The sequence below is a fragment of the Pseudidiomarina atlantica genome (genome assembly GCF_000753735.1).
Taxonomy (GTDB): domain Bacteria; phylum Pseudomonadota; class Gammaproteobacteria; order Enterobacterales; family Alteromonadaceae; genus Pseudidiomarina; species Pseudidiomarina atlantica.
Genome location: NZ_JPIN01000001.1, coordinates 303,003 through 317,908 on the forward strand (window position 1 = coordinate 303,003; position 14,906 = coordinate 317,908).

Annotated in this window: 13 protein-coding genes; 7 read left to right on the plus strand and 6 right to left on the minus strand. The window is 49.3% G+C overall.

From position 1 onward, the window contains the following. Nucleotides 1-195 precede the first annotated feature (195 nt). Together IDAT_RS01510 and IDAT_RS01515 are read left to right on the plus strand one after the other, a co-directional pair. The gene (locus tag IDAT_RS01510; RefSeq protein WP_244441578.1) at nucleotides 196-1,104 is read left to right on the plus strand and encodes a gluconeogenesis factor YvcK family protein; all 909 of its coding nucleotides are present in this window, start codon (nucleotides 196-198) and stop codon (nucleotides 1,102-1,104) included. A 24-nt stretch (nucleotides 1,105-1,128) separates the two neighbouring features. Then, complete coding sequence (locus IDAT_RS01515; RefSeq protein ID WP_034729576.1) at nucleotides 1,129-3,789, plus strand: M14 family zinc carboxypeptidase; 2,661 nt, start codon at nucleotides 1,129-1,131, stop codon at nucleotides 3,787-3,789. Between the two features lie 71 nt (nucleotides 3,790-3,860). Here the strand turns inward: IDAT_RS01515 and dcd are convergent, their stop codons facing one another. Both dcd and apbC read right to left on the minus strand, forming a co-directional pair. After that, nucleotides 3,861-4,460, minus strand: a complete 600-nt coding sequence (gene dcd, locus IDAT_RS01520) for a dCTP deaminase (RefSeq protein WP_034729578.1) — start codon at nucleotides 4,458-4,460, stop codon at nucleotides 3,861-3,863. Further along, a complete protein-coding gene (gene apbC / locus IDAT_RS01525) occupies nucleotides 4,451-5,512 on the minus strand; it encodes an iron-sulfur cluster carrier protein ApbC (protein ID WP_081909708.1) in 1,062 nt (353 codons plus the stop codon). Before apbC ends, dcd begins: the two co-directional genes overlap by 10 nt. Before the next feature lie 136 nt (nucleotides 5,513-5,648). Between apbC and metG the strand changes: the two genes are divergently transcribed. Genes metG through IDAT_RS01545 form a run of 4 tightly spaced genes read left to right on the plus strand, consistent with a single transcriptional unit; the run spans nucleotide 5,649 to nucleotide 10,156 of the window. Then, complete coding sequence (gene metG / locus IDAT_RS01530) at nucleotides 5,649-7,679, plus strand: methionine--tRNA ligase (protein ID WP_034729580.1); 2,031 nt, start codon at nucleotides 5,649-5,651, stop codon at nucleotides 7,677-7,679. A gap of 3 nt (nucleotides 7,680-7,682) precedes the next feature. Next, nucleotides 7,683-8,873 carry a class I SAM-dependent rRNA methyltransferase gene (locus IDAT_RS01535; protein WP_034729582.1) on the plus strand — a complete coding sequence of 397 codons (1,191 nt, stop codon included), beginning with the start codon at nucleotides 7,683-7,685 and terminating at the stop codon, nucleotides 8,871-8,873. Nucleotides 8,874-8,932: 59 nt separating this feature from the next. Next, on the plus strand, nucleotides 8,933-9,304 hold the full coding sequence (locus tag IDAT_RS01540) for a histidine triad nucleotide-binding protein (protein ID WP_034729583.1): 372 nt from the start codon (nucleotides 8,933-8,935) through the stop codon (nucleotides 9,302-9,304). A 6-nt stretch (nucleotides 9,305-9,310) separates the two neighbouring features. Further along, nucleotides 9,311-10,156: a sterol desaturase family protein gene (locus tag IDAT_RS01545; protein ID WP_034729585.1), complete on the plus strand. Its 846-nt coding sequence runs from the start codon at nucleotides 9,311-9,313 to the stop codon at nucleotides 10,154-10,156. On the opposite strand, the gene IDAT_RS13090 is transcribed toward IDAT_RS01545, so the two are convergent. From IDAT_RS13090 to IDAT_RS01560, 4 genes are read right to left on the minus strand one after another with little or no spacing between them, the layout of a single operon-like run. Continuing rightward, complete coding sequence (locus IDAT_RS13090) at nucleotides 10,065-10,715, minus strand: CDP-alcohol phosphatidyltransferase family protein (RefSeq protein WP_081909709.1); 651 nt, start codon at nucleotides 10,713-10,715, stop codon at nucleotides 10,065-10,067. The two genes, IDAT_RS01545 and IDAT_RS13090, sit on opposite strands and share 92 nt — an antisense overlap. Continuing rightward, nucleotides 10,715-11,374: an ATP-binding cassette domain-containing protein gene (locus IDAT_RS01550; protein ID WP_051986498.1), complete on the minus strand. Its 660-nt coding sequence runs from the start codon at nucleotides 11,372-11,374 to the stop codon at nucleotides 10,715-10,717. Before IDAT_RS01550 ends, IDAT_RS13090 begins: the two co-directional genes overlap by 1 nt. After that, on the minus strand, nucleotides 11,365-12,981 hold the full coding sequence (locus IDAT_RS01555; protein WP_034729587.1) for an ABC transporter permease family protein: 1,617 nt from the start codon (nucleotides 12,979-12,981) through the stop codon (nucleotides 11,365-11,367). The genes IDAT_RS01550 and IDAT_RS01555 overlap by 10 nt, the downstream gene beginning before the upstream one ends. Continuing rightward, the gene (locus IDAT_RS01560; protein WP_034729590.1) at nucleotides 12,978-14,084 is read right to left on the minus strand and encodes an ABC transporter substrate-binding protein; all 1,107 of its coding nucleotides are present in this window, start codon (nucleotides 14,082-14,084) and stop codon (nucleotides 12,978-12,980) included. Before IDAT_RS01560 ends, IDAT_RS01555 begins: the two co-directional genes overlap by 4 nt. An 84-nt stretch (nucleotides 14,085-14,168) precedes the next feature. On the opposite strand from IDAT_RS01560, the gene IDAT_RS01565 reads away from it, so the two are divergent. Next, the gene (locus tag IDAT_RS01565) at nucleotides 14,169-14,891 is read left to right on the plus strand and encodes a DUF1499 domain-containing protein (RefSeq protein ID WP_034729593.1); all 723 of its coding nucleotides are present in this window, start codon (nucleotides 14,169-14,171) and stop codon (nucleotides 14,889-14,891) included. Nucleotides 14,892-14,906 lie beyond the last annotated feature (15 nt).

Sequence of the window (14,906 nt, forward strand, 5' to 3'; positions counted from 1 at the left end):
TGTAAACAATATTTAGCACAGCTTGCAACCCCTGTCTTGCTGTTTACGCTGGCTTTACAAAGAAAAACATGCGCTCATTTATTCGCCAAATTTTTAATTCATGCTTAGTTTGTTGTTATGTTGTTTAAAAATAACAGGATTGATCGCGTCAGCAACTCAGCATAAAGTAGCATTACGATTAAAATGGAGTCGCAAATGACGACCACTGCAGGTGAAATGGACTGTCAATTAACCGAACTTAAATGTGTCACCGCGCTAGGTGGCGGTCACGGGCTTGGACGGGTGTTGTCTAGCTTACAATTTCTACAGCATCGCCTAGTAGGTATCGTCGCCACAACTGACAACGGTGGCGCGAGCGGCCTCCTACGCCGTGCCCATCAAACCATCGCTTGGGGTGACATTCGTAACTGTCTGTCACAGCTTACGGAACAACCGCTTGCAGCTGACGTACTCAATTATCGTTTTAACGAAGAATCTGCATTGCAGGGGCATAATTTAGGCAACCTGCTGCTGTATACACTTGACCAGCTCAGCGCTCGCCCTCTCGATGGCATTCAACTGTTAAGTCGTTTGTTGAATATCAACACACGATTATTACCAATGTCTGAAGTTCCTGTTGATTTAATTGCCGATACCCATGAAGGGCTTGAATGTTTTGGTGAATTGCTGGTTGATCAGCTCCACCACATGCCCAAAAGTTTGCGTCTATCTGCAACAGCGCAACCCACTCCCGAAGCACTCAAACATTTACGCCGAAGTGATTTGATTATCATTGGCCCCGGAAGTTTCTTGACTTCACTCATGCCGCCGTTATTGGTGGACAAAATTGTGGAAACTATCGCTTCGCAGAGCGCACCGGTTATTTTTATTGATAATCTACTCGCTGAACAAAGTCCCGCCGGACAATTGCCGGTGAGTGCAAGAATTCGCTGGCTGGAAGAGAAAGTCGGTTTTCAACTTATCGATATGGTAATCACCAACCATGCTGATAAGGATTTAACTTTGCCACACGTGAATGGCATCGAAGCGGATCGTAATGCGCCGCAAAGACATGACAAAGTAAGCCTGCGGAACACGCTAAATAAAGCACTCGCAGCTTTATAACAACGACAAAAAAGGGGAACTTTAATGAAACGTACCGTACTCGCTGCACTCATTGCTGTAGCGACCTTAGGCTCGACTTCCGTCATCGCCGACACGCTCGGGCTAAACACCGAATACCGCTCAGCAACACCAACGGTCGAGCAAGTCTTAGGCTACCCAATGGGATCGCGGATCTCTAGTCCCGAAGCCATTTATGACTATTTTCAAGCGCTCGCTGAGCGTCATCCTGAGCAAGTGCGCATTATCACGTATGGAGAAACGTGGGAACAACGTCCACTCTATTATGTTGCAATTTCAAGTGCTACCAATATCAGCCAACTGGCTGAATATCGCGCTGGCATGCAAGCTTTAGCCAACCCACAAGCAACAGATAGTGATGAAGCCGAGCGATTACTAGCTGAGTTGCCAAGTAGCATTTGGCTTTCGTATGGGGTACACGGCAACGAGATTTCTTCACCAGAAGCGGCAATGTTGACAGCTTGGCACTTGCTCGCGGCGAACGACGATGCCACCCGTTCGATGCTCGAAAACACCATGGTATTCATCGACCCGGTGCAAAATCCCGATGGCCGCGGTCGCTTTGTTAGCCGTTACTACATGACTGCAGGCCTTGAGCATAGTAGTGACCGCATTTCTGCCGAGCACAACGAGCCTTGGCCAAACGGTCGTAGCAATCATTATTTGTTTGACCTCAATCGTGATTGGTTGGCGTTAACACAGCCCGAAGTTGCCGGACAAGTGGATGCTCTGCTCGAAACCTACCCGCTTATTTTTGTCGATTTGCATGAAATGGGTGGCGATCAAAGCTACTACTTTACTCCTGAGGCGCGTCCTTATAACCCGTTGATTGCTGAGAGCCAACGCGAGTCACTGTGGACAATTGGTGAGAACAACGGTAAATGGTTCGACCGTCACGGCTACGACTACTTTACCCGTGAAATCTTCGATGCTTTCTATCCTGGTTACGGAGCGAGCTGGCCGCTGTATCACGGTACCCTCGCGATGACCTACGAAATGGCGTCTGCTCGTGGGCATCACTTCCGCACTAAAGACGGCGACATTCTCACTTACGGTGATGGTGTCCAACGCCATTTTGTCGCATCGTTAGCCACTATTGAAACAGCCAGTCGCGAACGCGAGCGGTTGTTAACAAACTTCTGGAATTACCGTAAACAAGCTATTGCCGATGGTCGTGATAGCGATGAGCGTTATGTTTTCATCAATGCTGACCGCGATGCTGCTGGTGTGCAGCGCTTAGCTGGTTTGTTGACGCGTCATGGCGTCACCGTACAGCAAAGTAACGCGGCGTTCGAAGCTTGTGGTGAAGATTTCGCTGCGGGAAGCTTGATCATCGATAGCGCGCAACCGGCACACTATATGATCCGCACACTGCTCGATGAGCAAGTGAACATGGCACAAGACTTCCTCGATGAACAGGAACGCTTGCGCGCGAATAACCTGCCGGACCAAATTTATGATGTAACTGCATGGTCACTGCCGTTGATGTTTAACTTAGAGCAGCAACGTTGCGAACGTGCGCCACGCGTTGATACGCGAATTGCCAGTAGCGACATCATTAAACCTGGTACGCTCAATAATGCTGACGCAAAAGTTGCGTTTATAGCAGCATGGGGCGACATGAATAGTGCCCGTTTGCTAGCTGCAGCTTTGCGTGAAGGTTTAGCGGTCAAACAAAGCGACCTCGCTTTCACCTTAAAATCCGGTGAGCGCTACCCTGCAGGTTCGCTTATTTTTACCCTCGCGGAAAATGGTGATGATGTTGCCGCACGGTTGACAACATTAGCGCAGAGTACCGGTGCTACCATAAATGGAGTTGATTCAAGTTGGATTACCGAGGGTCCGAACTTCGGTTCGAATAATGTACAAAAGGTTCATGCGCCGCGTATAGCGATGGCATGGGACGAGCCTTTTAGCAGCCTCAACGCAGGTCACACACGCTTTGTGCTAGAGCGCCAAATTGGTTATCCGGTAACCGCCATTCGTGCTGATCAACTGCGACGCGCTGATTTGAGCCACTACAATGTACTGCTACTACCTTCGAGCTACGGCAGTCTTGCTGGTGCTTTTGGTGACGATGGTGCAGCGAACCTGAAGCAATGGGTAGAACGTGGCGGTGTGTTGATTACTATGGGTAATTCAACTGCTTGGGCGGTAGAACAGCAATTGTTAGCGAGCGCGCTAGAAAGCGAAGCAAAAGAGCAAACAGTTGAAGTGCACCAACAACCTAAAGTCGAAGGCTTATTGTTAGAAACGACCGAACATCTGCACAATTATGTGAATGGTGCCGATACTGACCCCTATTGGACTTCTGGCGTGATCACTAAGCTCGATGTTGACCAAGAGCATTGGCTGACTGCCGGAGTACCAGCGACGGTCAACAGCATTACCGTGGGCAACCAAATTTATCGTCCACTGACTATTAACAACGGTCGCAATCTATTGACCTACGCCAGCGCAGACGAGTTACTCGCAAGTGGCTATTTGTGGGCTGAAAACAAGCAGCAGCTTGCGCATAAGCCTTACTTGATGTGGCAGCCGCGTGGTCGTGGAATGGTGATCAGCTTCGCTCAAGAGCCGACCTATCGTGCCTACTTAGATGGTCTAAACATCACGCTAATGAACGCTATTTTCGGTGGTGCGTCGCACGCGCGCCCCTTGCGCTAATTAACTAACAGGAAGCAAAAAGCCCGCTGCGCGTTATCACCAGCGGGCTTTTTTATTGGGCGCGCAAAAACTCAGCGCGATGAATTGGTTTCGTCGGCACTAATACGCGACGCCACGGCGCCACGTTGATCTTTGTACTTCGCATCTTTGCGCTTGCTATAGGGTTTTTCACAAGGCTCATCAAGCAACTCAAAACTCAGTGCGCCAATTTTCATATGTGGCCGCAAGGCTAAAGGTAGTTTACCGCTGTTGAAAAATTCCAACACGATTTGACCTGACCAACCCGGATCAATACGGTGCGCTGTAACGTGCACCATTAACCCCAAACGTGCCAATGAAGAACGACCATCCAACCAACCGACCATATCAGCGGGTAAAGTAACACTTTCATGCGTTACCGCGAGGGCAAACTCGCCCGGATGAATAAAAAAGGCTTGCTCCGGTTTAAGGACGATCGGATCGCTCATGATCTGATGAATCGCACTCTCGATGGCCTCACGCGGACCACTAATGTCGATATAGGGAGCGGCGTGATCTTCTAACACGCGAAATTCATTACCAAGATGGATATCAACTGTCACGCCACTGATATCCTCTGCCTTAGGGCGAGGTTCAATGCCAATACGCTGAGCATCTAGGTATTGTACAATTTGACCATCGGTTAACCGCATTTTGCTTTCTCCTGCAAATAAAGTTGCCCAGCTACAGCTGCAGCCAAAGCACGAATCGGCTGATTCAGTTCATGTTCGGGCGCGCTTGCTAACAGCGGTTCGCCTTCATCTAAGGCTTCACGTAACGCACTGGCCAGGGGCAGCTGTGCCAATAACGGCACAGTATATTCGGTCGCGACTTTTTGCCCGCCATCACGACCAAAGATAGCTTCTTCGAAACCACATTTAGGGCAATGGTAATAACTCATATTTTCAACCAAACCAATAATCGGAATACCCACCTTACGAAACATCGCAATGCCTTTTTCAGCATCCGCGAGCGCAACATTTTGTGGTGTTGTGACAACAATAGCTCCGGTCACCGGAAGCTTCTGCGCCAAAGTGAGCTGAATATCGCCCGTGCCAGGAGGCATATCGATAATTAAATAGTCTAGGCGCGGCCATTGAGTGTCGCGAAATAATTGTTGTAACGCGGCACTGGCCATCGGCCCACGCCAAATGGCGGCTTCTTTGGCATCTGCTAGATACCCCATGGAGCTTACATAAACGCCATGGCGGTGATGAGGGATGAGTTTGTTCTGCGCTGAGGTAGATTGCTTCTCGTCCGCGCCACCGAGCATGGTCGGTAACGACGGTCCATAAACGTCCGCATCTAATAAGCCGACCGTGGCGCCCGCTTCAGCAAGGGCAACCGCTAATTGCACTGCTACTGATGATTTACCAACGCCGCCTTTACCCGACGAGACCACAATGACATTGCCGTAAACCAAGGGCAAATCCGGTTGTGAATTAGGAAGTTTTTCGACCTGACAATCTACCTGCAGGTTGAAATCGGCGAAACAGGGCAGCGCGCGCAGCGAATCAAGTAATGAGGTGTGCACAGAAAATGGCAATTTTAGGCTGATTTCATGTTCATTCAATTGCCACCAATCAAGGGGCAGCGCTTGCTGCCAACCCGGTAAACGAAATGCAATCAGCGCTTGTTGTTGGGCATCGCTGAACGAGGCTGCGTTGCTGCTAGTTGTCCGTGAGGTTTTCTTGTTCCAGAACATCAACCGCTCCGAGCTGTTTTGAGGCATTAAAATATCGTGGTTATGCCGCATGATACGGTGACTGCAGGTGGATTGCTAGCACTGATTCAGGTACACTTTTACGACTTTCTTAATGGTAGTTAAATGGACGAATTAGATGACCACAGCAACGCGTAAGATTCTGGTGACAAATGCGCTTCCGTATGCCAACGGCCCGATTCATATTGGCCATATGCTTGGCTACATTCAAGCTGATATCTGGGTGCGCTTTCAAAAAATGCGCGGCCATGAGTGCCATTACATGTGTGCTGACGATGCACACGGCACGCCTATTATGTTGAAGGCACAACAATTAGGTATTGCACCAGAGCAAATGATTGAAGAAATGAATCGCGCGCATCAAGCGGACTTTGGCGATTTTCACGTTGCTTTTGATCACTATTACTCCACCCATAGCCCTGAGAACCGTGAACTCGCAGAATTAATTTACACGCGTTTACGTGATGCAGGACACATTAAAACGAAAACGATCAAACAGTTATTTGACCCGCAAAAAGAAATGTTTTTGCCAGATCGTTTCGTCAAAGGTGAGTGTCCAAAATGTGGCGCGGCCGATCAATATGGCGATAACTGCGACGTGTGCGGCGCAACTTATGCACCAACCGAGCTGAAAAATCCAACTTCAGCAGTTTCAGGAGCAACGCCAGAGCTACGTGAGTCTGAACACTACTTTTTTGATTTGCCCGCGTTTGAAGACATGCTCAAGGCTTGGACACGTTCAGGTTCGCTACAAGAGGAAATGGCAAACAAGCTTAACGAGTGGTTCGAAGCTGGATTACAACGTTGGGATATTAGCCGAGACGCGCCCTACTTTGGTTTTGAAATCCCCGATGCACCGGGCAAATATTTTTATGTCTGGCTGGATGCCCCCATCGGTTACATGAGTAGCTTTAAACATTACTGTGCAACTACGGGAAACGCCGATTTTGATAGTTATTGGAAAGCCGATAGCGATGCCGAGGTTTATCACTTTATCGGTAAAGATATTATCTACTTCCACAGTCTATTCTGGCCAGCGATGCTCAAGGGTGCCAACTTCCGCCAACCGACCAATGTGTGGGCGCATGGTTTCATTACGGTCAACGGCACTAAGATGTCAAAATCCAAAGGTACCTTCATTATGGCGCGTACCTATCTTGACCATCTCGACCCAGATTACCTGCGTTACTATTTCGCCGCAAAGCTAACCAGTCGGATTGATGACCTTGATCTCAACCTAACTGACTTCGCGCAACGAGTGAACAGTGATTTGGTTGGCAAAGTGGTGAACATTGCTAGCCGCTGTGCTGGTTTCATTCAGAAAAAGTTTGACGGAAAACTAGCCAATGATTTGGGTGAACATCCACTGTTAGCAGAATTCCAGCAAGCAGGCGAAACCATTGCCGATGCCTATGAAAAGCGTGAATTTTCGCGCGCTATGCGTGACATCATGGCGTTGGCCGATAAAGCGAATTTTTATATTGCTGAAGCCGAGCCATGGCAGCTCATCAAAGATCCGGCAAACAGTGCGCAGGTGCACCAAATCTGCTCAATTGGTATCAACTTGTTCCGCTTGCTGATGATTTATCTCAAACCAGCGGTGCCCGCGTTAACCGAACGAGTTGAAGCATTCCTCAATGAGGAACTCAGCTGGAATAGCCATCAACACTTACTCACTGACCACGCAATTGAGCCGTTTAAGGCTTTGTTGCAGCGTATCGAAATGGAAAAAGTAGAACAAATGATTGACGACTCCAAAGCTGCTAACGCAGAAGCAACTGCGAAACCTGATAATGGTGAATTAAAGAAAGACCCAATTAGTGCCGAAATTAGCTACGAGGATTTTGCCAAAGTTGACCTACGCATCGTGCGTATTGCCAACGCTGAGCATGTTGAAGGTGCAGATAAATTACTTAAATTGACCCTCGATTTGGGCAGTGAAACACGGCAAGTCTTCGCCGGCATCAAATCTGCTTATGATCCGGCCAAACTGATTGGTCAACACACAGTGATGGTGGCCAATCTAGCACCCCGTAAGATGCGTTTTGGTATGTCAGAAGGCATGGTACTGGCAGCGGGGCCTGGCGGTGCGGACTTGTACATTCTTAACCCACACGATGGTGCTAAGCCAGGCATGCGAGTTAAGTAACTGATGCCGGCAACCGTTCATCTAAAACCCGCAAAATGTAAATCTTTGCGCCGCTTGCACCCTTGGGTGTTTAGCGGCGCGATTGCCAAAGTCAAAGGTCAACCGGAAGCGGGAGACACTGTGAGTGTTCACAGTGCCGAGGGCGATTGGCTTGGCTACGCAGCTTGGTCACCCCACTCGCAGATTCGCGCGCGCATCTGGAGTTTCCAGCAAAGCGATGTCATTGATGCTCGGTTTTTCTATCAGCGGATCAGGGCCGCTGTCGAGCTACGGGCAAGTCTGGCGATTGACAGTAACGCCTGGCGCGTGGTTGCCGCTGAAGCCGATGAACTGCCCGGGATTACCATTGATAAATACGACAACTGGTTGGTTTGTCAGTTGTTAAGCGCCGGTGCAGAGCGTTGGCGGGATGCCATCGTTGCAGCATTGCGCGCGTTATTTCCCGAGTGTTCTATCTATGAGCGCTCCGATGTGGATGTGCGTCAAAAAGAGGGACTCACCAGCGTGACCCAAGTGCTCTACGCGGCGAACAACGAGTTGCCCCCAGAAGTCCTTTGGATTAATGAGAATGGCATAGCGCTTGGGGTCGATATCCAACATGGGCATAAAACCGGTTACTACCTCGACCAACGCGATAGCCGCCACGCCATGCTCCGTTACTGCAAAGGTAAACGCGTGTTGAACGCTTTTAGTTACACTGGCGGCTTTGGTCTGTTTGCGGCCCAAGCAGGTGCAACTGAAGTGGTCAATTTAGACGTTTCAGCGCCAGCGCTTACGCAAGCAGCGCAAAATCATTTGCGCAATGGCTTTGCTGAGGAACAACAAAGCAATTTGCAGTTAGATGTGTTTCAAGCGCTGCGAGACTTTCATCATACCGGCGAGCGCTTCGATGTGATCATTCTCGATCCACCCAAATTTGTCGATAGCAAAGCGAATTTGATGAGTGCTTGTCGGGGCTATAAAGATATTAACCGCATGGCCTGTAAACTACTGAACCCAGGCGGTACCTTATTGACTTTTTCATGCTCGGGCTTATTAAGTGGTGAATTATTTCAAAAAGTCGTCGCCGATGCCTGCCTTGATGCCAAGCGCCCTTTACACATTATCGAGCGCTTATTCCAAGCGGCCGATCATCCAGTGCGAACCAATTTCCCAGAATCTTTGTATCTGAAAGGACTGGTTCTAAGAGGTTGAGTTCTCTAGTATGAATGCCATTGGAAACATTTGCGAAAAACGCTAAGGAAGACAGCACCATGAGTACTGAAACTATTTTCGATAAAATCATTTCGCGTGAAATTCCAGCGGAAATTGTGTACGAAGATGAACACAGCTTGGCCTTTAAAGATATCAATCCGCAAGCGCCTGTCCATTTGTTGATTATCCCGAAAAAACCTATCGCAACCATTAACGACATCGAAGAAGACGAACGTGAGCTCGTCGGCCACCTGTTTGTGGTCGCTAAAAAAATTGCGTTGCAACATGGTTTCGCGAAAAACGGCTATCGTGTGGTGATGAACTGTAACGAAGACGGCGGTCAATCGGTCTATCATATTCATTTACACTTGCTAGCGGGCAAAACCCTCGGCTGGCCACCTTATGCTAACGAACGCGCTAAACAAGGGTAAGCGATCATGACCGCAGAAGTGTGGTGGCGTTTAGGCTGCTTTATCGGCATTCTTGCTATCATGCTGCTGTGGGAACGGCTCGCGCCGAAACGCCAAGCGCAACTGAGCCCGAAAAAACGCTGGCCAGCAAATCTTGGCATTGTAGTCATCGATAGTATTGTGTTACGACTACTAATTCCGGCTGGGGCCGTAGGCGCGGCACTGTGGGCTGAACAACAGTCAGTTGGCTTACTCCAGCAGTTTGACTGGCCAATATGGCTCACTGGGATCTTAGGTTTCTTAGTGCTTGACTGCGCTATCTATTGGCAACATCGACTCTTCCATCGAGTTCCCATTTTGTGGCGCATCCACCGCATGCATCATGCCGATACCGACTTTGATACCACCACAGGTTTGCGTTTTCACCCCATCGAAATTGTCCTGAGCATGCTCATCAAAATCGCCGTGGTCGCGGTGTTTGGCATTGGTGCACTTACTGTTTTAGTGTTCGAAATCATTCTCAATGCGACGTCTTTGTTTAATCATGGCAATGTTGCCTTACCACGGCGTCTCGAAGGTCCGGTGCGCGCGCTCATTGTTACGCAAGAAATGCATCGTATTCATCACAGTCAAGTGCAACGAGAAACCGATAGTAACTTCAGCTTCAACTTGTCGCTTTGGGACCGCTTATTTGGTAGTTATACTGCCAAGCCAACAGCTGGCTCAGATGGTATCGCGATTGGTTTGAACGAGTACCCTGCGACGCCACAGAGTACCAAACTCACCTATCTGTTGATGATTCCCTTTCGGCAGCCACAGCATTCAGCCCATGCAAAGTCTGATACCCAAGATAAAGACGTGTCAAAGCAGTAAACCAACACAGACCGGCGAAACTAAACGCGAGTACGACGAAATGCTGCGGCCATAAACAGAACAAGATAAAAGCAACGATGGTTTCAAAGCCCTCGGTAATACCACCCATATAATATAAAGATTTGGTTGGATAACGCGGATTTTCTATCCCATGCTTACTGGCGAATACAGCGAAGGCTAAGAATGATGCTGCGGTTGCCATAAAACTCAGCATTAAAAAGCCTGCCGCCACTGCGTTACTGGCGGGGTCTGCTAACAGGAAACCAAATGGCACACTACTGTAAAAGATAAAGTCAAAAACACTGTCAATAAACCCACCGGCATCGGTGCTATGATTTTGCCGTGCAATGGCACCATCTAAGCCATCACAAAAACGGTTCAACACAATCGCTAGTAAGGCCCACAGATACGCTTGAAAATACAGCGCCGGAAGCACGCCAAGACCGCAAATAAAGCCAATCATCGTAACTTGATCTGCCTTAATGCCCAACTTCACCAACGGCCGCGCCAAAGCGCCAAGCAGTGGGCTCAAGCGTCGATACAACACCGCGTCTATCATCATGTTTCCTTTTGCATAGCTGGCCAATCCCAATGTTGATGTGCACGCTCTAAATCAGCCGCGTAATGACTGACAATAATGGCGGGTATCTGATGCTTCGCCAAAAAATCAAAGGTCCAGTCACGCACCTGTGTCCGGCGCTCACTATCTAAGGCGTTAAAAGGTTCATCGAGAAGTATCAGCTTTGGCGCAGCAAGTACGGCGCGTAATAAACCTATGCGCGCGCGCTCGCCACCACTCAGTTGGTCCGGGTACTTGTGCTTGGTATGCGCCAAACCCACAGCCGTTAGGGCCTCCTCCAATACCTCACACGCTTGCTGAGCTGAGTGGCGACGTAAAGCAAAGGCTAAGTTGTCAGCAACGCTGTAATGTGGGAACAAAGCTTGGTCTTGCATTAGCAGACCGATCCCCCGCTGCTCTATCGGTAATTGCTGTACTTCTTGACCTGATAAACGAATAGTTCCACTGATTTCGACATGCGGTTGTGGAACGCCGAGCAACCAACGCAACCAAGTTGACTTACCACAACCACTGGGTCCCATGACCGCAAGACTCTCACCTGCGCTGAGCGTCACCGCAGGTAAGTCAGTGTACTGTTGAGCAGTCCAAGTTAGACGACATGAAGTTAATTGAACTGCTGCTGTTGTGGTTAACGCCATTTTTCGACCACCTTTACTTTTGTACTCAAAACAATGGCGATACTCGCCAATAACCAAATGACGCTGGCCCAGACTGCCGGAGCCATCCGCTCTGCACCACTACTTAACACTACTAATTCGGTGGTCAAGGTTTGCCATAGACCCGAGCTCAATAACAATGTCGGCACATACTGCGCAACACTGACCAAAAATGTAATGAGCACACAATAACTTATGGCGCTTTGCAGTCCCGGCCGCTTAAACCGCCACCAACTGCGCCAATAACCGTAGCCTAAGCTCTGTCCACTGATGAGATGTTGCTGGCTAACATTGCGTTCGCTTGGAGCATAAACCAAATAACCATAGGCAAATGCAAACCATACATGGGCCCAGAGCACGGCGACACCCAACCAGGTTTCCGAGAGTTGATTTGACCAAGAGAGCCAAGCCAGTACCAACACCAGCTGCGGTACAAACAATCCAGCCAAAAACCAACTATCCGCAAAACGCTGGTTGCGGCTGCGCTGCCACTCACAGAGTAACACTACCATCGCAGTTGCCAACAATGCCGTTAATGCTCCCAGAGCAACGGTCAATACCAGCGCATCGAGTAAGGCTTCACCATTTATCGACCACGCCTCGAGAGATACGCGCTGCGGCCACAGTGCTGGGTAAAACCAACTGTGACTTACTGACAGCGTCAATAATGTCAGTAGACTCAGTAGCGTAAGCCAGACAAATAATTGTCGAGTTAGGAGTGTTACTCCCTTCACCATCAGCTGTTGCCGTTTTTTTGCTGTTTCACGGCCAAGTCTACGAAGGCGCTGCCGTAGCCATTTACATGCGATTCCTTCTTGTATACGTACCCAAACCAGACCCAATAAACCGAGCGTTAGTAATAACCAAAAACCTTGCGCGGCTAACAATTGCGCCGCTTCAGTGAAATCTAATTGCCATTGCAATACTAATGGCGCTAACAAGGGTGGATTCATCGGCCCTGCGACCAGAGCTAAATCAACCACCGCCACACTGTAAATTGCTACCACATAAAGTGCCGGACGCATTGCCCGTAACCAAGCTGGGTAAACGAATAACCACCAAGCGCGCCATGGTGACTCGGCCAGTGATTGTGCCTGTAATAACCAATTTCGCTGCGGTAGCTGGCGTAGTTGCAAAACACCAAAGACCAGTAAAAACGGGGTTTCTTTGAGGATCAAAATCATACTCAAGGTAAACCAGGATTGTTGCTCAAACCAACTGAAGGAAAACGGTAACAAACGATCGAGCCAACCAAATGGCGTCAACAACCATAAAAAAGCGATTGCGAATGCCAAGTGTGGCGCGGCAAAGGTCGCACCGATGCTAGCGTCAATCGGCGTTGGCCGCTGCTGTGTGAGGTCTCGGTTGGCAAAGCTCGCGATCAAGCAACTCGCCAACAGTGTACTGATTAGGGTAGCGAAGACACCAACACTTAGGCTCTGTAATAATGCTTGAAAAATGCCGGGATACTGCCAAACACCTGCATCGATGAGCGGCAACGACAGCGGCATGCCGGGCACTGCCATGAGCCATGGCAACACGAGTAACAATAGTGCTACGGCAACAAGCCAGTGCCATGCTCTATTCATCGTTGGTACCTTGCTAACCATTGTGCTTCGAGTAACTCCGTCCACGCCACATGGGGCTCTGGATGAGCAGGAAAAATAACTGTCGTCGCGGCATCCGCGGTTTCGACAACGGGCGGATCCCCCCAAACATCGAGCGCGGCTTTTTGTGATTGAGCCTCTGGACTAAGGAAGAAGTTGATAACCTTAAGGGCAGCTTGCTGACGCTCGCTCTGCGCAGGAATCGCAAGGTAATGAAAATTACTCAATGCGGCAGCGCCAAGACTGGCGGCTTGCGCGTCAGGTCGTAGCTTACCTTGTTGTTGCAGCGCTGGCACTTCGCTTGGATTAAAGCTGACGCTATTCAGCAAAACGCCTTGATTAAATAGTAAGCGTTGGCGCTCTGCTGAAGTAGGAAATTCATCACCGGCGCGCCACAAATACGGATGTAGCTGGTCCAAGTATGCCCACAGTGGAGCCAACACCTGCTCCACCTCAACAGTTGCGGGCGCTTGCTGCAGCAGTTGTGGCTGTTCGCTCAAATGATAAGCCAAAGTTTTTAACCAACTGGTGCCGTGAAATGATGGCGGTTTTGGATAACTCAAACGTCCCGGATAGCGTTGGGCTAAGGCAAGTAACGCCGCTGGGCTGACCTGCTGCTGTGCGTTATCGTCTGTTTGCTCAGCACCCACCTCGGCGGCCAACAGCAATTGAAATTGCGCCATACCCCAGGGCAGTTCATAGCCATCTACAGCCACTCCAAAGTCGTATTGCCACTGTAAATCACGACGAATCAACGCACTATTTGCAACTTTCTGCGGTAGGTCGCCGAGTAATTTATTTTGCTGCTTCAAGATATGAAAGTTTTCTCCGTTAACCCATAGCAAGTCAATCGGTGTACTGTCTTCAGTTGCCAATATCAGCGCCACAGCTTCGCTGATATCGGCGACCTTAACATGTTGCAAGCGAATCCCGTGCTGTTCAGCAAGTTCCGCACTGGCCCACTCAAGATAACGATTGACCGCATCAGAACCACCCCAAGCATAAAAATTGACGCGTTCTTCGGCAGCAAGGGGGCTTACAAGCAAAGAGCCCAGCAGCGATAGCCAGCAGAGTAAAACTTTCATCGTGACTCATTAGAGGTTGCGCGTATGATGATCTAGAGTATAAACAATTACGTACCCTGACAAACCACTTTCTCGGAGCCTATCATGTTGAAAAAACTCGCAAGCGTTCTTATTGTGCTCGGATTTGCAGCACTTCTTCTACTCCTCGTTGCAGGACCTCTTTATCGTTGGCAGGTCGTCGAGCTAGGGCTAGCTTTCAGCCTTTTGCGTTGGGCGGCTTATCTCGGCATTGCTGCAGTAGTACTCATTATCGTTTATCTAATCTGGCAACGCCCACGCGGTGGCAAGTTAGCCTTGCTGACAGTTGCCGCTTTGGCCGCGTTCACAAGTTTCTACTTACCTTATCAGCAACTGCAAACCGCCCAATCGGTGCCGGCAATTCATGATATCAGCACCGACTTAGACAACCCACCTCCGTTCGTCGCCGTGGCACCATTACGCGCAGATGCGCCAAACCCCGTAGAATATGCGGGTGCGGAAACAGCTGAGCAACAACGCAAGGCCTACCCTGACCTGCAACCTAAATATTTCGTACAAGACCGCGAACGCGTTTTTCAAGCCGTGCTAAGCACAGTGAACGATATGGGCTGGCAATTAGTCGCTAGTGATTTACCAGAAGGTCGTATCGAAGCTACTGACACCACGTTTTGGTTTGGTTTCAAAGATGATGTGGTCGTGCGTTTACAACAAGAAAACGATCAAATTCGCGTCGATGTACGTAGTAAATCTAGATTGGGTCGTAGTGATGTTGGTAAAAACGCTGCTCGGATTGAAGCCTTCTTTGAAGCTTTGGAGCAGCGCCTATAAATAATGGAGGTTGTA

Bases quoted from the DNA above. Each gene is read 5' to 3' on its own strand.
- IDAT_RS01510 (WP_244441578.1), top strand. From the start codon at position 196: ATGACGACCACTGCAGGTGAAATGGACTGTCAATTAACCGAACTTAAA.
- IDAT_RS01515 (WP_034729576.1), top strand. From the start codon at position 1,129: ATGAAACGTACCGTACTCGCTGCACTCATTGCTGTAGCGACCTTAGGC.
- dcd (WP_034729578.1), bottom strand. From the start codon at position 4,460: ATGCGGTTAACCGATGGTCAAATTGTACAATACCTAGATGCTCAGCGT.
- apbC (WP_081909708.1), bottom strand. From the start codon at position 5,512: ATGTTCTGGAACAAGAAAACCTCACGGACAACTAGCAGCAACGCAGCC.
- metG (WP_034729580.1), top strand. From the start codon at position 5,649: ATGACCACAGCAACGCGTAAGATTCTGGTGACAAATGCGCTTCCGTAT.
- IDAT_RS01535 (WP_034729582.1), top strand. From the start codon at position 7,683: ATGCCGGCAACCGTTCATCTAAAACCCGCAAAATGTAAATCTTTGCGC.
- IDAT_RS01540 (WP_034729583.1), top strand. From the start codon at position 8,933: ATGAGTACTGAAACTATTTTCGATAAAATCATTTCGCGTGAAATTCCA.
- IDAT_RS01545 (WP_034729585.1), top strand. From the start codon at position 9,311: ATGACCGCAGAAGTGTGGTGGCGTTTAGGCTGCTTTATCGGCATTCTT.
- IDAT_RS13090 (WP_081909709.1), bottom strand. From the start codon at position 10,715: ATGATAGACGCGGTGTTGTATCGACGCTTGAGCCCACTGCTTGGCGCT.
- IDAT_RS01550 (WP_051986498.1), bottom strand. From the start codon at position 11,374: ATGGCGTTAACCACAACAGCAGCAGTTCAATTAACTTCATGTCGTCTA.
- IDAT_RS01555 (WP_034729587.1), bottom strand. From the start codon at position 12,981: ATGAATAGAGCATGGCACTGGCTTGTTGCCGTAGCACTATTGTTACTC.
- IDAT_RS01560 (WP_034729590.1), bottom strand. From the start codon at position 14,084: ATGAAAGTTTTACTCTGCTGGCTATCGCTGCTGGGCTCTTTGCTTGTA.
- IDAT_RS01565 (WP_034729593.1), top strand. From the start codon at position 14,169: ATGTTGAAAAAACTCGCAAGCGTTCTTATTGTGCTCGGATTTGCAGCA.